The sequence below is a fragment of the Micromonospora sp. LOL_013 genome (assembly GCF_048060315.1).
Taxonomy (GTDB): domain Bacteria; phylum Actinomycetota; class Actinomycetes; order Mycobacteriales; family Micromonosporaceae; genus Micromonospora_E.
In genome coordinates, this window is record NZ_JBHMIQ010000010.1 from 51,237 (window position 1) to 70,989 (window position 19,753).

17 protein-coding genes are annotated in these 19,753 nt (G+C 70.5%); 1 reads left to right on the top strand and 16 read right to left on the bottom strand.

Features of this window, described 5'->3' with window-relative positions:
• Positions 1–14 precede the first annotated feature (14 nt).
• Complete coding sequence (gene dnaE, locus ACFHWS_RS08885) at positions 15–3,557, bottom strand: DNA polymerase III subunit alpha (protein WP_416551748.1); 3,543 nt, start codon at positions 3,555–3,557, stop codon at positions 15–17.
• Positions 3,558–3,750: 193 nt separating this feature from the next.
• On the opposite strand from dnaE, the gene ACFHWS_RS08890 reads away from it, so the two are divergent.
• Positions 3,751–5,334: a hypothetical protein gene (locus tag ACFHWS_RS08890; RefSeq protein ID WP_416567980.1), complete on the top strand. Its 1,584-nt coding sequence runs from the start codon at positions 3,751–3,753 to the stop codon at positions 5,332–5,334.
• Between the two features lie 250 nt (positions 5,335–5,584).
• Here the strand turns inward: ACFHWS_RS08890 and ACFHWS_RS08895 are convergent, their stop codons facing one another.
• The 15 genes from ACFHWS_RS08895 to murG form a co-directional block, all read right to left on the bottom strand.
• Entirely contained in the window at positions 5,585–7,063 is a 1,479-nt protein-coding gene (locus ACFHWS_RS08895; RefSeq protein ID WP_416568011.1) for an AAA family ATPase, read from the bottom strand.
• 200 nt (positions 7,064–7,263) lie between these two features.
• A complete protein-coding gene (locus ACFHWS_RS08900) occupies positions 7,264–8,547 on the bottom strand; it encodes a hypothetical protein (RefSeq protein ID WP_416551746.1) in 1,284 nt (427 codons plus the stop codon).
• Between the two features lie 59 nt (positions 8,548–8,606).
• Complete coding sequence (locus ACFHWS_RS08905) at positions 8,607–9,548, bottom strand: RluA family pseudouridine synthase (protein ID WP_416551745.1); 942 nt, start codon at positions 9,546–9,548, stop codon at positions 8,607–8,609.
• Positions 9,545–10,171, bottom strand: coding sequence for a signal peptidase II (gene lspA / locus ACFHWS_RS08910; protein ID WP_416568012.1), 627 nt, complete (start codon positions 10,169–10,171; stop codon positions 9,545–9,547). The genes ACFHWS_RS08905 and lspA overlap by 4 nt, the downstream gene beginning before the upstream one ends.
• A 56-nt stretch (positions 10,172–10,227) precedes the next feature.
• Positions 10,228–10,647, bottom strand: coding sequence for a TraR/DksA family transcriptional regulator (locus ACFHWS_RS08915; RefSeq protein ID WP_278174555.1), 420 nt, complete (start codon positions 10,645–10,647; stop codon positions 10,228–10,230).
• 397 nt (positions 10,648–11,044) lie between these two features.
• Positions 11,045–11,335, bottom strand: a complete 291-nt coding sequence (locus ACFHWS_RS08920; protein WP_416551819.1) for a DUF167 domain-containing protein — start codon at positions 11,333–11,335, stop codon at positions 11,045–11,047.
• A gap of 85 nt (positions 11,336–11,420) precedes the next feature.
• The gene (locus tag ACFHWS_RS08925; RefSeq protein ID WP_416567981.1) at positions 11,421–11,993 is read right to left on the bottom strand and encodes a hypothetical protein; all 573 of its coding nucleotides are present in this window, start codon (positions 11,991–11,993) and stop codon (positions 11,421–11,423) included.
• Between the two features lie 52 nt (positions 11,994–12,045).
• Positions 12,046–12,855 (bottom strand): DivIVA domain-containing protein, encoded by an 810-nt coding sequence (locus ACFHWS_RS08930; RefSeq protein WP_416551743.1) that lies wholly within the window; start codon positions 12,853–12,855, stop codon positions 12,046–12,048.
• A gap of 40 nt (positions 12,856–12,895) precedes the next feature.
• The gene (locus tag ACFHWS_RS08935) at positions 12,896–13,201 is read right to left on the bottom strand and encodes a YggT family protein (protein ID WP_123602596.1); all 306 of its coding nucleotides are present in this window, start codon (positions 13,199–13,201) and stop codon (positions 12,896–12,898) included.
• A 25-nt stretch (positions 13,202–13,226) separates the two neighbouring features.
• Positions 13,227–13,904: a cell division protein SepF gene (locus ACFHWS_RS08940; RefSeq protein WP_416551742.1), complete on the bottom strand. Its 678-nt coding sequence runs from the start codon at positions 13,902–13,904 to the stop codon at positions 13,227–13,229.
• Between the two features lie 186 nt (positions 13,905–14,090).
• A complete protein-coding gene (locus ACFHWS_RS08945) occupies positions 14,091–14,831 on the bottom strand; it encodes a YggS family pyridoxal phosphate-dependent enzyme (RefSeq protein ID WP_416551741.1) in 741 nt (246 codons plus the stop codon).
• The gene (gene ftsZ, locus ACFHWS_RS08950; RefSeq protein ID WP_416551740.1) at positions 14,828–15,946 is read right to left on the bottom strand and encodes a cell division protein FtsZ; all 1,119 of its coding nucleotides are present in this window, start codon (positions 15,944–15,946) and stop codon (positions 14,828–14,830) included. Before ftsZ ends, ACFHWS_RS08945 begins: the two co-directional genes overlap by 4 nt.
• A gap of 290 nt (positions 15,947–16,236) precedes the next feature.
• Positions 16,237–16,974 (bottom strand): cell division protein FtsQ/DivIB, encoded by a 738-nt coding sequence (locus ACFHWS_RS08955; RefSeq protein WP_416551818.1) that lies wholly within the window; start codon positions 16,972–16,974, stop codon positions 16,237–16,239.
• A gap of 188 nt (positions 16,975–17,162) precedes the next feature.
• Complete coding sequence (gene murC / locus ACFHWS_RS08960) at positions 17,163–18,596, bottom strand: UDP-N-acetylmuramate--L-alanine ligase (RefSeq protein ID WP_416551739.1); 1,434 nt, start codon at positions 18,594–18,596, stop codon at positions 17,163–17,165.
• A 21-nt stretch (positions 18,597–18,617) separates the two neighbouring features.
• Positions 18,618–19,724 carry an undecaprenyldiphospho-muramoylpentapeptide beta-N-acetylglucosaminyltransferase gene (gene murG, locus ACFHWS_RS08965; protein WP_416551738.1) on the bottom strand — a complete coding sequence of 369 codons (1,107 nt, stop codon included), beginning with the start codon at positions 19,722–19,724 and terminating at the stop codon, positions 18,618–18,620.
• Positions 19,725–19,753 lie beyond the last annotated feature (29 nt).

Below are 19,753 nucleotides of genomic sequence, written 5' to 3' on the forward strand. Positions count from 1 at the left end.
TCCTCTCGCAGGTCTCAGCCGGCCACGGCGGTAGGGCCGAGGAGCGCCTTGAGGTCGGCCATCAGGGCGGTCGTCGGGGCGACCCGGTGCGGGCCGAGGCGCAGCAGGGTGGCGCGGCCGCCGTTGACGAGTTTGACGTGTACCTCGGCCGAGCCGGGGTGGCTGGTCAGCACGTCGCGGAGGCTGTCGACCAGGGGCGGGGTGCAGCGGGCCGGGGACAGCGCGATCACGATGGGTTTGATCTCGTCGGCGGCGGTGATCTCCGGTACGGACAGGTCCATCGCCATCAGCCGGGGCTGGTCGTCGCGTCGATCGACCCGGCCCTTGACCACGACGATGGCGTCCTCGGCGATGTACTGGCCGACGAGTTCGTAGGTGTTCGGGAAGAACAGCACCTCGACGGCGCCGCCCAGGTCCTCCAGGGTGGCCGACGCCCACGCCCGGCCCTGCTTGGTGATCCGCCGCTGTACCCCGGAGAGGATGCCGGCCAGGACGACCACGGTGCCGTCGGCGACCGCGCCGTCCTCGGCGAGGGCGGCGATGGACATGTCGGCGGCGTTGGCGAGGACGTGCTCGACTCCGAACAGCGGATGGTCGGAGACGTACAGGCCGAGCATCTCCCGTTCGAAGGTGAGCAGGTCGGTCTTGTCCCACTCGTCGTCGGGGATCGGCGGGGTGACCACCATCGGGCCCGCGCCGCCGCCGGCCGGGTCGGCGGCGCCGAACGCGTCGCCGAACAGGTCGTACTGGCCGACCGCCTCGTTGCGTTTGAGGTCCATGAACGAGTCGATCGCGTCGGCGTGCACCGTCAGCAGGCCCCGGCGGGTGTGGCCGAGGGAGTCGAACGCGCCCGCCTTGATCAACGACTCGACGGTGCGTTTGTTGCAGGCCACCGGGTCGACCTTGCGCAGGAAGTCGTAGAAGTCGGTGTAGGCGCCCTTGTCCTTGCGGCACCGGGCGATCGCGTCGACCACGTTCGTGCCCACGTTACGCACGGCGGCCAGGCCGAACCGGATGTCGGCGCCGACGGCGGTGAACCGGGCCCCGGAGGCGTTGACGTCCGGCGGCAGCACCTTGATCTTCATCCGCCGGCACTCGGCCAGGTAGACGGCGGCCTTGTCCTTGTCGTCGCCGACGCTGGTCAGCAGCGCGGCCATGTACTCGGCCGGGTAGTTGGCCTTCAGATAGGCGGTCCAGTAGGACACCAGGCCGTAGCCGGCGGTGTGCGCCTTGTTGAACGCGTAGTCGGAGAACGGGACCAGGATGTCCCACAGCGTCTTGATCGCCTCGTCGGAGTAGCCGTTGTCCCGCATGCCCTGCGAGAACGGCACGTACTCCTTGTCCAGGATCTCCTTCTTCTTCTTGCCCATCGCCCGGCGCAGCAGGTCAGCGGCGCCGAGCGTGTAGCCGGCCAGCTGCTGGGCGATCGCCATGACCTGCTCCTGGTAGACGATCAACCCGTAGGTGTCGCCCAGGATGTCGGCGAGCGGTTCGGCCAGCTCGGGGTGGATCGGCACCACCGGTTTGCGGTTGTTCTTGCGGTCGGCGTACTCGTTGTGCGCGTTGGCGCCCATCGGACCCGGCCGGTACAGGGCGAGGACGGCGGAGATGTCCTCGAAGTTGTCCGGCACCATCGACCGCAGCAGCGACCGCATCGGCCCGCCGTCGAGCTGGAACACCCCGAGCGTGTCACCGCGGGCGAGCAGCTCGTAGGCGCGCTTGTCGTCCAGCGGCAGATCCTCCAGGACCAGGTTGAGGTTCTGGTTGTCGGCGATCCCGGCCAGGCAGTCGTCCATCACGGTCAGGTTGCGCAGCCCGAGGAAGTCCATCTTCAGCAGGCCGATGGACTCACACGCGCCCATGTCCCACTGGGTGATGATCGCCCCGTCCTGCTCCCGCTTCTGGATCGGCAGCACGTCGACGAGCGGATCCCGGGACAGGATCACCCCGGCCGCATGCACCCCCCACTGCCGTTTCAGCCCCTCCAGACCCTTGGCCGTGTCGACGATCTTGCGGACCTCGCCGTCGGACTCGTACAACGCCCGGAACTCCACCGCCTCCGGGTAGCGCGGGTGCTTCGGGTCGAAGATGCCGGTCAGCGGGATGTCCTTGCCCATCACCGGCGGCGGCATCGCCTTGGTGATCCGGTCACCCATCGCGAACGGATAGCCGAGCACCCGCGCCGCGTCCTTGATCGCGGCCTTCGCCTTGATCGTGCCGTAGGTGATGATCTGGGCGACCCGCTCCTCGCCGTACCGCTCGGTCGCGTACCGGATCATGTCACCGCGGCGACGCTCGTCGAAGTCCATGTCGATATCCGGCATCGACACCCGGTCCGGATTCAGGAACCGCTCGAACAGCAGGCCGTGCGGGATCGGGTCCAGCTCCGTGATACCCAGGGCGTACGCGATCAGCGCCCCGGCCGCCGAACCACGGCCCGGACCGACCCGGATCCCCTCCCGTTTGGCGTAGTGCACCAGGTCCGCGGTCACCAGGAAGTAGCCGGGGAAACCCATCTTGAGGATCACGTCGAGCTCGTACTCGGCCTGCCGGCGGTGCCCTTCGGGCACCCCACCGGGGAACCGGCGCTCCAGCCCACGCAGCACCTCGGCCCGCAGGAACGACTCCTCGGTCTCCCCGGCCGGCACCGGGAACTGCGGCATCAGGTCACGGGACGCGAACAACGCCGAATAGTCGCCGATCTTCTCGGCGATCTCGAGAGTGTTGTCACACGCCCCCGGCACCTCGGCGTCCCACAGTTTCCGCATCTCCGAAGCGGATTTCAGATAGAAGTCCCGCGCGTCGAACTTGAACCGCTTCGGGTCCGCCATAGTCGAACCGGACTGAACGCACAGCAGCACCTCGTGCGCATCCGCGTCCCGTTCATGCGTGTAGTGCAGATCATTGGTCGCGACCGGTTTGAGATTCAACCGCTTACCTAGCCGGATCAGATCATCCCGGACCCGGGTCTCGATACCCAGACCGTGATCCATCAACTCCAGGTAGAAATTGTCGGCCCCGAAGATGTCGCGGAATTCAGCCGCCGACGCGCACGCCTTCTCGAAGTCACCGATCCGCAACCAGGTCTGGACCTCACCGGACGGGCACCCCGTCGTCGCGATGATCCCCTTGCCGTACTCGTTCAGCAGTTCCCGGTCCGCACGCGGCTTGTAGAAGTACCCCTCCAGGCTCGCCCGCGAGCCCAGCCGGAACAGGTTACGCAGGCCGTCCGCGTCCGCCGCCAGCATCGTCATGTGGGTGTACGCGCCACCACCGGAGACGTCGTTCTCCCCGCCGTCGGCCCACCGAACCCTGGTCCGGTCCCGACGATCCGTCCCCGGCGTCAGATACGCCTCCAGGCCGATGATCGGTTTCACCCCGGCACCGGTCGCCTGCTTGAAGAAATCGTACGCGCCGAAAAGATTGCCGTGGTCGGTCATCGCCAGGGCCGGCATTTCCAGACGGTTGGCCTCGGCGAACAGTTCCTTCAACCGGGCCGCTCCATCGAGCATCGAATACTCTGTGTGCACGTGCAGGTGCACAAAACCATCGGACACCGACCCGGCCCCCTTCTCCCGTCCCGGCACGACCAGCGAACCCTATCGTGTCGCCGCCGGCACCGCATCGAGCCACGCGGGGATCCACCGCCACCCGGTCGACACCCACTTTCGCCCGCCCCGACTCGCGACACTCTCGGCGGACCACGAGCTCCACCCGACAACACCGCCAGTGAGGGTTTACCGTCTCTGTGTGAAGGCAATCAGACAGAGACCCACATTTCGCTCCAGGTTGGCCGGCATCGGCATCGAGGCGCTGGTCAGCATCGGCACCGCGTTCGGGTTCCTGGCCTGGAGCAAAGACATAGATGTCGATCCACTGGACCGGAAAGGCCAGGTGAGCGGCCTGGCGGCACTCCAGCTCCGGTTCGCGGTGCTGGCCGGCGTGCTGGTCGTCGCGATGGTGCTGACCCACCGGCTGCTCGCCCCGGCACACCGCCCGTACATCGTCCGGGCCGGCTGCGCCGCGATCGCCGGGCTCGCCACCGGGCTCGTCGCCGGTGGGATCGCGGTGGCACTGCGCGGCACCCAGCTGCCGCTGTGGGCCGGCGGCGGCGACTACCAGTGGATTCTCGAATGGACCGCCGCGTTGTGGTCCGGGCAGGAAATCTCCGACCACTACCCACCGGCCGTCTTCTGGATGATCGGGGCCTGGGCCCGGCTGACCGACCAACCGCACGTCCTCGCCCTCAAGGACCTCCAGTTGGCCGGTACGGCCCTGTTCGGCCCGGCCGCCTACCTCGCCTGGCGGTTGGTGCTGCGTCCGCTCTGGGCGGTGACCGTCGGGGTACTGGCGATGCTGCCGATGATCGAACCGGTCAAGCCGTACCCGCAGATCACCCTGGTGATGCTGATCCCGGTGCTGGTGAAGTTCCTGTCGACGGTCCGCCGGGCGGACCGGATGACCGCCCGGCGGGCACTGCTGGCCGGCACGCTGGCCGGGGTCGGCCTCGGGCTGCTCTTCCTGCTCTACTCCGGATGGTTCGTCTGGTGCGCGGGCGGCATGCTGGTGGCCGTCGCACTGACCGCCCCGTGGCGGACCGGCTGGCGGTCGGTCCTGCTACTCGGCGGCGCGACCGTGGTCAGCTTCGTGCTGGTCGGCTGGGTACATCTACGCGGCCTGCTCGCCCCGACCGGCGGCACCTCCGACGACTACTTCTACTTCGACACCGACACCGAGCCGGCGTACATCGCGATGTGGCGCAACGACCGACCGGCCGACGTCGGCCCGGTCTGGCCCCCGGTCGGCGAACTCGGCGGGGTCGGGCTGTTCACCCTGCTGCTCGCGGGCGGGCTCGGGCTGGCCCTCGCGCTGGCCTGGCGCCGCAGCATCGTGATCGCCCTCGGCGCGTGCGCGGCCAGCGCCTGGTTCCTGCGGATGTGGCTGGCCAGTGAACAGTGGGAGACCCAGACCGTACGGCTGTATCCGCGGACCACCGCAGTGGTGCTCTACTGTCTACTGATCCTCACCGGATTCGGTGTCCTGCTCGCCGTCCAACGCTGGCGCGACCGCACCGGCGCCACCGGCCCCGGCGCCACCGGCCCAGCCGGCCGAGAGCCGACCGCCCCGGTCGGGCTGCTGCTCGTGCCGCTGCTGTTCGTGCTCGCCTCCGCCGGGTCCGCCACCGTCGACCGGTACCTGCCCGACGAGCGGACCAACCACGCCGGCTACTTCGCCTGGATCGCGCACACGACGCCCTACCCGGACGGCCGATGCTCCCGCTGGGGGGTGGCGCACGGCTGTCAGCCAACGGCCGACCGGGTGCCGGCCGACTGACGTACCGCACGTCGGTCAGGCCGGACGCAGCTCCACCCGCATGATCCGGCCGCTCTCGCGCCCCGCTCGGCGTCACCCTGGCGGATCGCGACCGTCGCGCCAGGGGTCACTCCGCTGAGCCAGACGACGCCGTCACCGACTGGTGGCGCAGCGACATAGCTTGATCAGACACGGCCCCGCAGAATCGGTCGTAGGGGTCACCCCCCCACGATCGGCCGACCAACAGTTGACCGATCGTGGGGTGGCACCGTCAGCGGACGAACGGCTCCAGCATCATCGAGGCCGCCTGCAGCCACGCCTGCCGCGTCTCCGGCTGCAACTGCACGTACTCGATCGACGATCCGGTCTCCAGCGCCGGATCGTAGGGGACCACGGCCACCGCCCGGGTCCGGGTGGCGAAGTGCTGGCGCAGGTCGTCGAGCAACGGCATCGCCCCCGGGCTCGGGCAGGACAGCAACGTCACCGCGTTACGTACCAGGTCGCCCATGCCGACGTCGTCCAGCAGGTCCAGCATCCAGTCCGCGGTGAACGCCGCGTCCTCCCGGGGCACGCAGGTGACCACCAGCTGATCGGCGGCCTGCAGGACGGTCTGCCAGTTCGCGCTCTCCACGTTGTTGCCGGTGTCCACACAGATCACGTCGTGGGTGCGGCGGAGCAGCTCCAACACCCGCCGTACGGTGTGCGGGTCGAGACGCTGCGCAAACCGAGGGCTCTCCTCACCGGCGAGTACGTCGTACGAGCCGTCGGAGGCGTGCCGGAGGTAGTCGTCGAGCCGGTCGGTCAACTCGTAGCCGTGCGCGCCCTCGATCTCCACCAGATCGGAGATCAGATGGCGGATGGTCCGGGCATGTCGGGCGCTGCCGGCCCGCAGGCCGAGCGTGCCGCGCAGCTCGTTGTCGTCCCAGGCGAGCACCCCGCGGCCACGGACGCTGCCGATCGTCGCCGCAGCGAGGACGGTCGCCGTCGTCTTGTGCACCCCGCCCTTCGGATTCGCGAACGCCAGCACCCGCGGTATGCCGAGGTTGCGCCGCAGGATGCCAGTGGCCCGGTCGACCTCGGCGTCGGGCCGACTCTCCCGCCACTCGATCCGCGCCGGATATCCGCCGCCGCCGTCCGGACCCGGCGGGTACCCCGGCCCCGGCCCGGCCCGGCGGGGCGGCTCGGCGACCGGCGGATAGCCGCCCACCTCGGGGCCGCCCGGGAAACCCTGCTCCTGGGGTGGCGGCACACTCGGGCGCACCGGGCGAGCGCCCCGGTCCGGAGGAGGGCCGGGCATCACCGGGTAGCCGGGCGCGTAGCCACCCGGGGCTACCGGGCCCGGAGGCGGTGCCAGCGCGGCGTACCGACCGGCGGCCGGTGCCGGTGGACCCTGGTCGGCCGGATAGCCGGGATCCGCCGGATAGCCGGGATCGGCAGGGCGGCCAAGGCCTGACGCGCGACCGGGACCGGCTGGATGGCCGGAGTCGCCCATCCAGCTGGAACCGGTGGGATTGCCCGGCTCCGGGTGGTGACCCGGCACCTGCGCGACGCCGTTGGGCACCTGCGCGGTTCCGCGACCGTTCTCCCGAGAGCGGGGCGCCGCCCCACTGCGATCCGCAACCTCTGGCTGCTCACCGGTACGGCCACCGAGGCGAGCCCGGTCGAGCAGCGCACGCCAGCGCGGCGCTGGTTCGGCAGGCCGGCCCCAGCCGGACTCGGTGCCCTCCACGGCTCGCCCTCCCAGCGCTATCGGTCCCCGCCTGACAGGCTACGAAGCTAGACCTGTTCAGGCCACACCGCCAAAGGCCCGTTGTTCGCCCCTACCGGCCATCTCTGCCGGACTCCCCCAGTCCGGTCACCGCAGCCGTCACCTTACGAGGATCGTGGCGGCACCGGGGGTAGCGTACGGAACCGAGACACCGGTGGTCGATACCGGCCCGCTACCAAGGTTCACCGGGGGTGCTCCGGGCAGCCCGACGGTCCGACGGTGGCCGACGACGCGCCGGTCTGGAACGGGGTACAGCCAGCCGGCGTGGCCGGACGGCCCGCACCGCTGGTCGACCTGCCCGACGGAGCCGTGGTCGGGCTCCCCGACCCGGCCGACGGGTTGGCCCGACCCGCCGGGTTTCCAGGAGCTGCCGGGTTTCCAGGACCGACCGGGTTTCCAGGAGCTGCCGGGATCCCAGGACCGGCCGGCGACGTGTCGGCTCCGTCCCGGGTGCCGACGTCGGCGTCCGGGGCGGAATCGGCGCTGTCCGGGGCGGAATCGTGGTCGGGCGCGGGCCCGGTCTGCGCCCCTGGCCCCACGTCCGGGGCGCCGTCGGTCGCCGGAGCGACGCCGGTCGGGCCACCGCCGACCGCACTGTCGGCCGCACCGCTCGGCTCGGCGGCCAGAACATCGAACGGCAACCCGCTGCTGGTGAGCGCGGCGTCGCCAATCGGCACCACCCCGTCGTACTCCGGTAGCGGAGGCAGGAACACCGCCCGGTCCAGGCGGCGGACCTCGGGCGCGGGATCGACGGCCCGGACCTCGGCCAGCCGGGCCAGCCTGCGCAGGTCTACCGGGACGCCCTGGACCACCGCTGCGAACACGCAGGCACAGTGCTCGCGGTAGGCGGCGGCCTCGGCGGTGGCCACCCGGGCGCCCTTGTCGTAGGCCAGCCACTGGTCCAGGTCGGCCGCCCGGCCGAGTTCGGCGACCCGGCGGCGGTAGTCGGTCGCCTGCCTGTTCTTGCGCTCGGTGACCTGATCCATCCCGGTCAGCACGTCCTCGGGCAGCTGGAAGGCCGGCATCCGGATCACCTGAGTCTTCTCCCGTCCCAGCGGGACCCGGGTGTAGACCTCCACGGCGGACACTCCGGACAGGACAGCGGCGAGCCGGTCGGGTGCCAGATATCCATCGAAAGTCACCAGTGCGTAGCTGTCGCCAGTCGACCCGGCCGGGGCCGGATCCTCCGGTAGGGTGGCCAGCTCACCACGAACCGCCCGGAGGTAGTCGGGTATGGACTCGCCCTCGGCTACTCCCACCTGCACGATGTCGTCCACCGCGCGGACGGCGCCGTCGTCGTGATCCACCGCCCAGACGGCGGCGACCAGCACCGCGCTGATCGACACCCCGGCCACCCCGACGAGCAGCTGGGGACGGACCGGTCGCTGCGCGAGCCGGACGGCGGCGTCCACCAGGATCGGCAGCAGCCGTCGGTCGATTCGCCGCAACAGGTCGCCGGCACGCACGGGCGACTCTCCTTCCCCGATGGCGGGTGGACGCTGAGTGACCGCGTGTTCGCCGGCTCTCAATCGCCGAGCACGGCCAAGGCACGCTTCAAGTCGTCAGGGTAGTCGCTGTGAAAGCGAACTTCCTCCACCGTACGGGGGTGTAGGAAACTGAGCGCACGGGCATGCAGCCACTGGCGGGTCAGTCCGAGTCGGGCGGCGAGTGTCGGATCCGCACCGTACGTCAGGTCACCTAGGCACGGGTGCCGCAGCGCGGAGAAGTGCACCCGGATCTGATGGGTGCGGCCGGTTTCCAGGCGGATGTCGACCAGGCTGGCGGCGGGGAATGCCTCCACCGTCTCGTAGTGGGTGACGCTGGGTTTGCCGCCCGAGACGACCGCCCACCGGTAGTCGTGGGTGGGGTGGCGGTCGATCGGGGCGTCGATGGTCCCGCGCAACGGGTCGAGATGCCCCTGTACGACGGCGTGGTACCGCTTGTCCACCTCGCGTTCTTTGAACGCACGCTTGAGTACCGAGTACGCGCGCTCGCTCTTGGCCACCACCATCAGCCCGCTGGTGCCGACGTCGAGCCGGTGCACGATGCCCTGGCGTTCGGCCGCGCCACTGGTCGCGATGGTGTGACCGGCAGCCGCCAGACCGGCCAGCACGGTCGGGCCGGTCCATCCGGGGCTCGGGTGCGCCGCCACGCCGACCGGCTTGTCCACCACCACGATGTCCTCGTCGGCATACTCGACCCGCAGCCCGTCGACCGGTTGGGCGATCACCACCGGAGCCGCGACGGGCGCCGGCAGGACCACCTCCAGCCAGGCACCGGCGGTCACCCGGTCGGACTTGTGCCGGGTCACCCCGTCCACCGCGGCGTCGCCGGACTCCACTAACGCGGCGGCCGCAGTGCGGGACAGTCCGAACAGCCGGGAGACGGCCTGATCGAGCCGGGTGCCGTCGAGCCCGTCGGGCACCGGCAGCGACCGTCGCTCCCCATGGCGGGCAGGTGTGGTCAACGGTCCACCTTTCCGGACAGCCGGCGGCCGTCGCGCTGTCGGCCGGTCAGTTCCAGCAGTACGGCAAGGAGTACGCCGACGACCAACGCGCTGTCGGCCACGTTGAAGATCGGGAAAACCTGGCCGTACGGATGGAAGACGCTGAACATGTCCACCACATGGCCGAGAAAGGGCCCGGGGGCGCGGAACACCCGGTCCAGGAGGTTGCCGAGCGCCCCACCGAGGACCAGCCCGAGCGCCACCGCCCAGGGCAGCGACCGCAGCCCTCTGGTCAACCAGCCGATCCAGCCGACGACCGCCACGGTGACGAGCGGGAATATCCAGGTGTAGTCGGATCCGAGGCTGAACGCCGCACCGCTGTTGCGGATCAGCGTCAGGTAGAGGGCGCCGCCCAGCAGGCGGACCGGTTCCCGGTCGCTCAGGGCGCTGATCGCCCACTGCTTCGCGCCGAGGTCGACGAGCAGTGCCGCCGACGCGACCAGGGCGAAGACCCACAGCGCACGTCGGCCGGTGCCCGTCACCGGCTGGCCGGTGACGGGCACGCCAGGGCCCGCTTCAGGTGCTGGCGGGGCGTCGCCACCGGCGTTCGGAACGTCCGGGCGCGGATCGCCGTCGGCGGACAGACGCCTCTCCCTTCTCAGTGGAGCGGCTCACCCGCGTCGGGCCCGTCACCGCCCGGCTAGCGCCGCTCCTCGATCTGCTTGCAGGACACGCAGAGCGTGGCCGAGGGGAAGGCAGCGAGCCGCTCGACCGGAATGTCCGTGCCGCACCGCTCACACCAGCCGTAGTTACCCTCGTCCAGCCGCTCCAGCGCCCGCTCGACCTGGTTGATGCGATCCAGGATGCTCTTGGCGAGGGAGATCTCCTGCTCCCGCTCGAACGTCTTGGTGCCGGTGTCGGCCTGGTCGTCGCCGGCCGAGTCGGTCAGCCGTTCCCGCTGCAGCTCGGTGATCTCGCTCAGCGTCTGATCATACTCGGCTCGCAACTCGTCCCGACGGGCCTGCAGGGCAATCTGGATCTTGGTGGTCTCGGCCGCGCTGCGCGGTGCCCGGGCCGCTCGCCCGCGGGCGGCGGTCTTCGTGTCGGCTGGCTTCGCCATCGTCGCTCCCTCGGCCGCGTCACCCGCGGCGATCGGCAGTGCCTGTACGGGATCCTCCGGCGTCGGCAGGCCGGACGGTACACGGCGCGGCGCGGTGGACAGGGTCTCCCGACCCGGCCGGCACCTCGCTCCCGTCAGCTCGGCCATGCTGCCCCCAAAGCACAAAACGGGCGTACAACGGGTCCGTTGCACACTCCGGAGATTCGCAAGGATACGGAACGTGAAGACATCCGACAACAATGGCACAGCTTTCGTCCGGTGATGCACCGATTTGCCTGGCCAGATCGAGCAGAAGGGAACGACGACGCGGCGTGCGCCGACATATCACCCAAGAAGGACAGTTGCCGCGCCTTGTCGAGGAGTGTGCCGCGTGGTCGGGGTGTCGGTGGTCAACCGTTCACCCGTCCCGCAGCCGCCGCAGCCGGGCGTCCAACGCCTCGGCCTCGTCGGTGGACACGGTGTCCACCGAGAACAGCTTGTCCCGACTGGCGGCACCGGTCCGTAGCGTGACCCGCCGGGTCGGCACGTCGAGCGCTGTCGCGAGCGCATGCCGGGCCGCCTCCGTCGCACGGCCGTCCACCGCCGGGGCAGTGACCGCGACGATCAGCGCCGGTCCCTGCGGGCCGGGGTGACAACCACCGATCCGGGCGCGGGACGCACCGGGCTTGACCCGGACGGCGACCACCAGGCCGGTCTCCGGACGCCCGCTGGCACCGGCGGCCGGCCGGGTGGGCCGGCGGCTGCTCGCACGGGACACGAAGGAAGCCGCCTGTTCAGACGCGGCCGGACTCGGCCAGCAGGGTCCGGTTCGGCTGGCAGAGCCCACACGGGGTGAATCCAAGTTCCAGGGCCTCCCGCACCGGCAGCGGCTCACCGTCCCTGGCCACCAGGTGCAGGCAGCTCGCCCGGTGGTAGCGGGGCCGTCCGTCGACCACGATCACCTCGGCATCGAGCCCGGCCAGCCGGGCGTGATCGGTTTCACCCGTCTCCTCGACCGCCGGTTCGTCGGGCGGGTCGTCGTCGGCTGCCCCGCTGCCGAGACGGTCGTCGGCCGGGTCGGTCGGCTGCCGACCGACCGGCGCGGCGAATGACCGTTGACCAACCCACTGGTCCGGATCGGGGCCAACGCCGAACTCAGGCCGGGAAACCGGCTCCGGGTCGAACGGGCCGGTGCGCAGGTTGCCGGCCCGGGCCGCAGCGGCCTGCCGAGCACCGACCACGAGAGCCACCGCCGCGAGCAGACTGGCGACGATCGAGCCGACCAGCAGCAGGCTGGACCCGCTCGCCAAGCCGAACACGAGCAGAGTGACGGCGACGAGGATGAGCACCAGACTTGCCACTATCACGGCTCACCCCCGCCGCCTCGTTGCTGACGTACCCCCCGCGAGAGGCTCGGCCTCAGCGGCCGGCCTCCAGCGCGCCGGACCGCCCACCGCCGTAGGAGCTGGCCAGGCCGGCGGTCGCCAGACCACCACCACCCGACGCGGAGCGGCCGCCCTCGACCCGCCCCATCTCGGCCTCGAGGCCCTGCCCGCGACCGTCCAGGTCGCGCAGCTGGCTCTCCAGGTACGCCTTGAGCCGGGTGCGGTACTCCCGCTCGAACTGCTTGAGCTCCTCGATGTGCTTCTGCAGGGCAGTTCGCTTGGCGTCCAGGCCACCCATCGCCTCCTGGTGGCGCTGCCGCGCGTCCCGCTCCAGTGCGTCGGCCTTGGCCCGCGCCTCGCGGGTGACCTCCTCGGCCTTGGTGCGGGCGTCGGTGAGCAGCTTGTCCGCCTCCCGGCGGGCGTCGGAGACGTGGTCGTCCGCCGTCCGCTGGGCCATCATCAGCACCCGCAGTGCCTGCTGCTCGCCGTCGCCGCCGCCACCACCGACGACCGGGCCACCGGCCGACCTGACCTGCTCCAGCTCGGCCTGCATGGCACGGGCGGCCTGCTCGGCGGCGGCCTTGTCCCGCTGTACGCGGTCGAGCTGGGCCTTCATATCGTTGAGCTCCGCCGCGAGACGCGGGTCGCCACCCGGGCCCGCCGGCCCGCCACGACCTCCGCGCTCCACCTGGGCGCGCAGCTCGTTGTTCTCCTCAATCAGACGGGCGAGCTCACGCTCGACCTCGTCCAGGAAGGCGTCGACCTCCTCCTCGTCGTACCCCCGCTTGCCGATCGGAGGCTTTTTGAAGGCGACGTTGTGGACGTCGGCCGGGGTTAGCGGCATCGAAACTCCTCGGGTCAGTTGCGGCCGCGTAGCGCGCCGGTCAGTTGGTTGCCCTGATCAGCGGCTCCACCACGAACGTGATCAGCACGAACAGGATAACCAGGAGCACAAGGGAGGCCAGGTCGAAGCTCACGGTACCAATTCGCAGTGGTGGGATCACCCGCCTCAACGCCTTAAGGGGGGGATCAGTGACGCTCCACACCGATTCCAATCCGGCTGCGGCACCCCGACCGGGTTGCCAGCGTCGACCATACTGAAGCACCGCGCTCAGGACAAACCTCGCCAACAGGGTGAGCAGAAAGACGTACAGCAGCAGATACAGGACTTGAAACAAGATTGACAACACGGCAGGCGAGGTCCTCGGGTCAGGGCTAGCCCAGGCTGAAAAATCCACCCTCGGCTATCTTGGCCTTGTCCTCCGCGGTGACCTGGACGTTGGCCGGTGAGAGCAGAAACACCCGGTTGGTGACGCGTTCGATCGTACCGCGCAGACCGAACGCCAGACCGGCAGCGAAATCAACCAGACGGCGGGCGTCGGCCTCATCCATCTCGGTGAGGTTGATGATCACCGGCGTGCCGTCGCGAAAGTGCTCCCCGATCGTCCGGGCCTCCCGGTAGGTGGTCGGGTGCAGCGTGGTGATCTGGTACCGCTGCTCCTCCTCGGCGACGACCATCCGCTCCCGCACCACGGGCTGTGGCGCCAGAGCCAGATTGTCCCTGGTCGGGTAGCTGGCCGGCGCGGCCTCGGCACCGGCCCGGGTGATCGATCGCACACTGGCACGCTCACCCCGGTCGGGATCCAGACCCCGGTGCTCCCGCTCGGCGGCCCGGGCCTGCAGCCGCTCCGACGGCCGCAGCCGCTCCACCGGTGGCCGCGCGCGTGGTGGTGGGTCGTCCGGCTCCTCGTCGTCGGCGAACTCGTCGGCGTACCTGTTGTCGCGGTATCGCGACTCTCGGTAGCCACCCTTGTCGTAGCCGTCGTCGTAGCCCTGGTCGTCGTCCTCCTCGACCAGACCTAGCCAGACCCCCGCTTTGCGCAGTGCACCCATGCCGCGCCCCTCCGTCCGCCGTGCGGCACGCGCCCCCGCCGTGCCGCTGTCGCGCGTGAACACTGCAGTGCCCACCGGTCCGAACCGGCTCCCCGCCGTGACCGATGTGCGGTCACGGACGTCGACCCCCGACGACGGGGAGCCCGGCTCAAACAACACTGATGTAGTTTGGTATCCGCCGCCAGGCTACCGTAGCGTTGGGCGCTTTCCGAGCAACGCACTTCCGACACGGACATGTGTCGCGCCGGCGTTCACCGCCGCCTCCAGGTCGGCGCTCATCCCGGCCGAGACCATCCACGCCTCCGGCGCGGCGGCTCTGAGCTGGGCAGACACCTCCGCCAGCCGGGCGAACGCCGGCTCCGGCGGCTGGTCGAGCGGAGCCACCGCCATCACCCCGGCGAGTCGCAGATCGGACGTGCCCAGGACGCACTCGACCACCGGCCAGAAGCCGGTCACCGCATCCGCCGAGTCCGGCAGCGCGCCACCACGCCCCGTCACGCCGTCCAGGCTGACCTGCACCAGCACGTCGAGCGGTCGACCACGCCGACCGGCGGCGGCGGCCAGGGCCCGGGCCAGGGGCACCCGGTCGACCGAGTGCACCAGGTCCGCGTAACCCGCCACCGACCGGCACTTGTTGCGCTGCAACTGGCCGACGAAGTGCCAGCGCAGTCCGGGCGCGCCGGACGGTCCGGGGGCCAGCTCGGCGACTTTGGCCGCCGCCTCCTGGTCCCGGTTCTCGCCGACGTCGGTGACCCCGAGTTCGGCCAGCAGCCGCACGTCGGCGGCCGGATAGGTCTTGGTCACCGCGATCAGTGTGACGCTGTCCGCCGGCCGACCCGCCGCCGCCGTGGCGGCGGCAAGCCGGGACCGTACGGCGGTCAGCCGGTCGGCCAGTTCCGCACGTCGCCGTTCGGTGTCGACGGTCATGACCCGTTCTTGAGAAAGTCCGGGACGTCAACGTCGTCGAAGAGCACCCGGCGGGTCTGCTGGGTCGGCGTCTGAGGCGCCGGGGCGACAGCCGGGCTGGCCGGCGCGGCCGGTGATACCGGTGCGGCCGGGACCTTACGCGGACCCTCGGCCGGCTTGTACGCGGGAGCCCCACCGTCGAAGCCGGCCGCGATGACGGTGACCCGCACCTCGTCGCCCAGCGCGTCGTCGATGACCGCCCCGAAGATGATGTTGGCGTCGGCGTGCGCCGCGTCGGTGACCAGTTGTGCCGCGTCGTTGATCTCGAACAGGCCGAGATCGGAGCCACCGGCGATGGAGAGCAGCACCCCCCGGGCACCGTCCATGCTCTGCTCCAGCAGTGGGCTGGAGATCGCCGCCTCGGCCGCCTCGACCGCCCGGTTCTCGCCCCGGGCACTGCCGATCCCCATCAGCGCGCTGCCGGCCCCGCTCATCACGCTCTTGACGTCGGCGAAGTCCAGGTTGATCAGGCCAGGCGTGGTGATCAGGTCGGTGATGCCCTGGACACCGGAGAGCAGCACCTGGTCGGCCTGCCGGAAGGCGTCCATCATGCTGATCCCCCGGTCACCGAGGGCCAGCAGCCGATCGTTCGGGATGACGATCAGCGTGTCGCACTGGTTGCGCAGCTCCTCGATGCCGGCCTCGGCCTGCACCTGGCGTCGCTTGCCCTCGAAGGAGAACGGCCGGGTGACCACGCCGATCGTCAGGGCACCGAGCTTGCGGGCGATGTTGGCCACCACCGGCGCCCCACCGGTGCCGGTACCACCGCCTTCACCGCAGGTGACGAAGACCATGTCGGCACCCTTGAGCACCTCTTCGATCTCGTCGCGGTGGTCCTCCGCGGCGTTCTTGCCGACGTCCGGGTTCGCCCCGGCGCCGAGGCCCCGGGTCAGCTCCCGGCCAACGTCGAGCTTGACGTCGGCGTCACTCATCAGCAACGCCTGGGCGTCGGTGTTGATCGCGATGAACTCGACGCCCTTGAGGCCAACCTCGATCATCCGGTTGACGGCGTTGACTCCGCCTCCGCCGATGCCGACGACCTTGATGACCGCCAGGTAGTTGTGCGGAGGTGTCATCGGGGTGCCTTCCCTTCGAGAGTGGCGGGCGCCGGCCTGACCCGGCCCACTGGGACCACGGAGGACAGACCCGTCGGTACACGAGAGCGGGGGCGAACCCTCACCCTCTACTAGAGGCTTAGAGTTATGTCAACCACTGAACCTCTCCGGGCAACGTATGCGCACGTACCGCGTGATCCAAGGACCATGCTGGGCGTGTCGCAGGCCGCGCCGGGCCGAGCCAGTCTCGGCAGCCCGTAATGTACCTTCTTCACCGAGCCGTCCTGAAATCACCCAGACGACATGCCGGATCAGCGGATGGTCACCACGTCCGGCGCGCTGACGTCGATCACGCTGCCGTCCTGCACCAGCAACGCGTCGGCGACCCGGGCCTTGACCGCATTCTCCGTGGCGTCACCCCAGATCACCACCCGGTCGTCGGCGATCCGCAGCTCGATCCCGGCCGGGCCGCTGACCACCATCTCCACCAGCACCTCACGTAGCTGGGCGGTCAGCGACTCGAGCACCCCGACCGCGTCGCGGACCAGCGCCTGGTCGAACTCGGCCGTATCCAGCCGGACGACCGCCAAGTCGTCCGGGCGCGCGGCCAGTGTCCGGAAAGCCACCCCGGCCCCATCGACCACCACGAACGCGTCGCCTCGAGGCACCACGGCGGCCGGTACCCGCTCCACCACGGTGATCACCACCGTACCCGGCCAGTCCCGGCTCGCCACCACCCGCTCCACCGCAGCCAGGCCGGAGACCCGGTCAGCCACCGCGACCAGATCCACCCGGGCCAGTGGGGTTCCCGGCGGAATCTGCGCGGCCTGCCGTACGTCCGACTCGGTCACCAGCTCCGCCCCAGCGACCCGGACCTGTTCCACGCCGAACACCGAGGTCGCCGAGACCACCCACCAGCCGACCGCGGCCAGGGCCGCCAGGCCGCCGGCCACCGCCCAGGGCAGCGCGGCCCGCAACCGTCGTCGCCGGGCCCGGCGCATGAACCGCCGGACCGACGGCGGCACCGCCTCCCGGCTCGCTCGAACCAGCCGCCAGCGGCCGGTGGACCCGTCCGCGCCGCCCGGCTGGCGCCGGGTGTGTCCGCTGTCCGCTCCCGCCGGACCGGACCGGGCGGCAGGCACCCCGGCCCGACCAGTCCGACCTGCCGGGCGGACATCGCCGACCCGACCGGCGCCGGACCGGCCCGAGCCGGGCCGCGGCGAGCGACCTGGCGGGGTCATCCTGCGTCAGCCGCCGCAACGGCGAGCGCGGAGAGCAGTTCGTCACCCAGCAACGAAATCGGTGGAGCGCCCATCGTGACCACCAGGTCACCCGGCTGGCAGCGGCGGACCACCTCCGGCGGGACGTCCTCCCAGGACGGTACGAACACCTTTTGATCGTCCGACAACGGGACGTCCGCCGTCAGCGCCACCCCGCCCTCGCCCGGCTCCCGCAGCTCACCCGGTCCGAACACCTCCATCACGATCACCTCGTCGGCGATCGCCAGGGCAGCGGCCAGCTCGGCCTGCAGGTCCCGGGTCCGGTAGACCCGGTAGGGCTGGAACACCACCACCAGCCGTCCGGCACCGGCGACCTCCCGCATGGTGTGCAGCGCCGCGGTCATCGACGTCGGGTGGTAGGCGTACTCGTCGTAGACGGTGACGCCGCCGACCGAGCCCTTGCGTTCGAAACGGCGCCGTACCCCGGGAAACGCGCCCAGGGCGGCGACCACGTCACTCAACGGCAGCCCGAGGCGCAGCGCGGTGAGCACCGCAGCGGCGCTGTTGAGCCCGAGATGCCGGCCGGGCACCGGCAGGGCGATCTCGCCGAGCGTCGTACCGTCCAGCGTGGCCAGATAGCGGACCCCGGCTGCGGACGACGTGATCTCGGACAGCCGCAGATCTGCGTCAGCGGACTCGCCGTAGGTGTAGACGGTCCGACCCTGGTCGCGCAGCGCCTCGGTGAGCTGCCGGGTCCCGGGGTTGTCCGCGCAGGTCACCACGAACCCGTCCGGATCGGTCAACCCGGCGAACTCGGCGAAACCCGCAGCGAGCCCGGCCAGATCACCGTACGTGTTCAGGTGGTCCGCGTCGATGTTGGTGATGATCGACACGAACGGGCGGTAGAGCAGGAACGAACGGTCACTCTCGTCGGCCTCGACAACGAAGTACTCACCCGTACCGTGGTGGGCGTTCGAACCCACCTCGGAAATCTCGCCGCCAATGACGAACGACGGGTCTTCGCCGGCCCGCTGCAGGGTCAGGGTCACCATCGAGGTGGTCGTGGTCTTGCCGTGGGTGCCGGCGACCGCGATGGTCCGCCGGCCGGTCATTGCCGCCGCAAGGGCCTCCGACCGGTGCAGCACCCGCAGCCCGCGCCGACGGGCGGCCGCCAGCTCCACATGGTCGGCCGGGATGGCGGTGGAGTAGACCACCGTGTCCACCCCGTCGAGATTGGCCTCCTCGTGGCTCATGTGAATGGTGCCGCCGAGCGCCCGTAGCACCGCCAGCGACGGCCAGTCCCGCAGTTCGCTGCCGGTCACCGGGATCCCCCTGGTCAGCAGCAGGCGGGCCAGGCCGCTCATCCCGACCCCGCCGATACCGATCAGGTGTACGGTCCCCAGCTCCTCGGCGGTGAGCGTGCCGGTGGGGGCGAACTCGGTGATGTTCACGTGGTCACCTTCCCGTGCGGGTCATCGGGACACCGCCTCGTAGACGAAGTCGAGCAGCGCCTCGTCGCCGTCGCGGCGACCGTACTGCGCCGCCGCCGAGCCCATCGCGGCCAGCCGCTGCGGGTCGCGGGCCAACGGGACCACGACCTGCTCCACCCAGGCCGGGGTCAGTTCGGCATCATCGACGAGCAGACCGCCGCCGGCCTCGACCACCGGCAGCGCGTTTCGCTTCTGCTCCTGATTGCTGTGCGGATAGGGCACGTAGACCGCAGGCAGTCCGATCGCGGCGACCTCGGCGCAGGTCATCGCACCCCCCCGGCAGACCATCAGGTCGGCTGCGGCGTACCCGAGCTCCATCTCCGACAGGTACGGCAGCGTCACGTACGGCACCGGCAGATCACTGGGTACCGAGACCGGCTCGTTGCGGGCACCGATCGCGTGCAGCACCTGGACACCGGCCCGAGCCAGCTCCTTGGCCGCACCGGAAACCGCCAGGTTGATCGACCGGGCACCCTGGGATCCACCGGAGACGAAGACCGTCGGCAGATCCGGCCGCAGCCCGAAGTGCGCTCGGGCGGCTTCCCGAGTGGCCGCCCGGTCCAGCCCGGTGATGGATCGGCGCAGCGGCACTCCGACCACCCGGGCGTCGCGCAGCGACTCGGCCTGGCCCGGCTGGTGTGGGAAGCCCACCGCGACGTGCTTGGTGAACTTCATACCCATCCGGTTGGCCACCCCCGGAGGCACGTTCACCTCGTGCACCACGATCGGCATCTCACGACGCCACGCCGCCAGGTAGGCCGGTACGGACACGTACCCGCCGAAGCCCACCACCACCTCGGCCCGTACCTCGTCGATGACCTTGCCGGCGGCGCGGGCGGCCTTGAACATCCGGTCTGGTGTACGCACGAGGTCCATGTTGACCGACCGAGGCAGCTGATGTGCGGGGATCAACCGCAGATCGTACCCTTTCGGCGGAATCAGCTCGTTCTCTAGCCCTCTGGGGGTACCGAGACAGGTGATCTGCACGCTCGGGTCGTGCCGACGCAGACAGTCGGCGAACGCCAACAGCGGGTAGATGTGCCCACCGGACCCCCCACCTGCCAGCACCACCGATCGCAGCGGACCCATCAGCATCTCCTCTCGCTCGACTCGGTGGC

Bases quoted from the DNA above. Each gene is read 5' to 3' on its own strand.
- ACFHWS_RS08915 (WP_278174555.1), bottom strand. From the start codon at position 10,647: ATGGCGAAGCCAGCCGACACGAAGACCGCCGCCCGCGGGCGAGCGGCC.
- ACFHWS_RS08930 (WP_416551743.1), bottom strand. From the start codon at position 12,855: ATGCCGCTAACCCCGGCCGACGTCCACAACGTCGCCTTCAAAAAGCCT.
- ACFHWS_RS08940 (WP_416551742.1), bottom strand. From the start codon at position 13,904: ATGGGTGCACTGCGCAAAGCGGGGGTCTGGCTAGGTCTGGTCGAGGAG.
- ACFHWS_RS08945 (WP_416551741.1), bottom strand. From the start codon at position 14,831: ATGACCGTCGACACCGAACGGCGACGTGCGGAACTGGCCGACCGGCTG.
- ftsZ (WP_416551740.1), bottom strand. From the start codon at position 15,946: ATGACACCTCCGCACAACTACCTGGCGGTCATCAAGGTCGTCGGCATC.
- murG (WP_416551738.1), bottom strand. From the start codon at position 19,724: ATGGGTCCGCTGCGATCGGTGGTGCTGGCAGGTGGGGGGTCCGGTGGG.